Source organism: Parasphingorhabdus sp., from assembly GCF_036964565.1.
GTDB lineage: Bacteria > Pseudomonadota > Alphaproteobacteria > Sphingomonadales > Sphingomonadaceae > Parasphingorhabdus.
In genome coordinates this window covers 1-908 of sequence record NZ_JBALTN010000031.1, presented here as the reverse complement: position 1 = coordinate 908, position 908 = coordinate 1, and the positions used below count along the sequence as shown (strand labels likewise).

Genomic DNA, 908 nt, shown 5'->3' with positions numbered 1-908 from the left:
TATCCGCTTCATTCGTCCGTCCTTTCTTGGACCGGACTCTAATCACTTCTGGAGGAGTTTTAAGGGGTCACGTCACCGGCAGCATAGAAATTTGCAATCTCTTCGTTTGAAGCAGATCGGCTCTCTTCAGTAGTGAAATACCATGCAGGAAAGAACTGCCTGCCGTCGAATTTATCGATTGTGGTAAGCACTTTGGACAGGGACAAGTCAACGAACCAGCCTTCCTCTTTTGCGGCGAGTGTAACAGCTCTGACTGCAGTATAATCGGTCATGCGTCCGGTTAGGGCCAGCGCTCCATTTGGCGCGGCCCATTTACGCCAAGCCTTTATAAACTTTCGAAAGTGGTCTTGTTCATCCTCCACGCACCCTGGACAATAGTCTATAGCTCCGCACCTTGCTGAACTGTGAGGTTTTGTCGATTCGGGAAAACTGGAATTGTCATATCCAAACTCACATACGATCAAATCATATTCCGAATCTGGTGAATCGACGCAGTAGTCGCCAATAATCAGATTCTGCTGCAGGATCTTCGAACCGATCCTAATGAGATTTTCAGCAGCATCTATGCCATTCAGTTTCAAGGAGTTGTTTCTCTGTTTAAGGAGCTTGAGTAGAATTCCTGCACCACATCCCATATCCATGACGGAGCTCGGGTTTGTTGCATCAACTATATCGGAAATCCAACTCATTGAGGCAACGTATCGATCAGCATCGTGAGAAAAAAGTGCGCTCGCTTGCTCAACCGTCTTGGGGACAGAATAAAGCTGGGTACTTATATCAAGACCACTGCGCGCGGCAGTGTAAACCTGTTCAACAATCTTTTGATCGTCCGAAGTTAGAAGTGTCCGTCGTCAGATAATTTGAGACATATGGCGGTTTAAAATAAGCGAGTATTTGGTTCCATCTGG

Annotated in this window: 1 protein-coding gene; it reads right to left on the bottom strand. The window is 46.6% G+C overall.

Annotated features, from left to right (window positions below; all coding sequences use genetic code 11):
* Positions 1-59: 59 nt before the first annotated feature.
* Positions 60-689, bottom strand: a complete 630-nt coding sequence (locus V7650_RS18080; protein WP_335657598.1) for a class I SAM-dependent methyltransferase — start codon at positions 687-689, stop codon at positions 60-62.
* Between the last annotated feature and the right edge of the window lie 219 nt (positions 690-908).

Bases quoted from the DNA above. Each gene is read 5' to 3' on its own strand.
- V7650_RS18080 (WP_335657598.1), bottom strand. From the start codon at position 689: ATGAGTTGGATTTCCGATATAGTTGATGCAACAAACCCGAGCTCCGTC.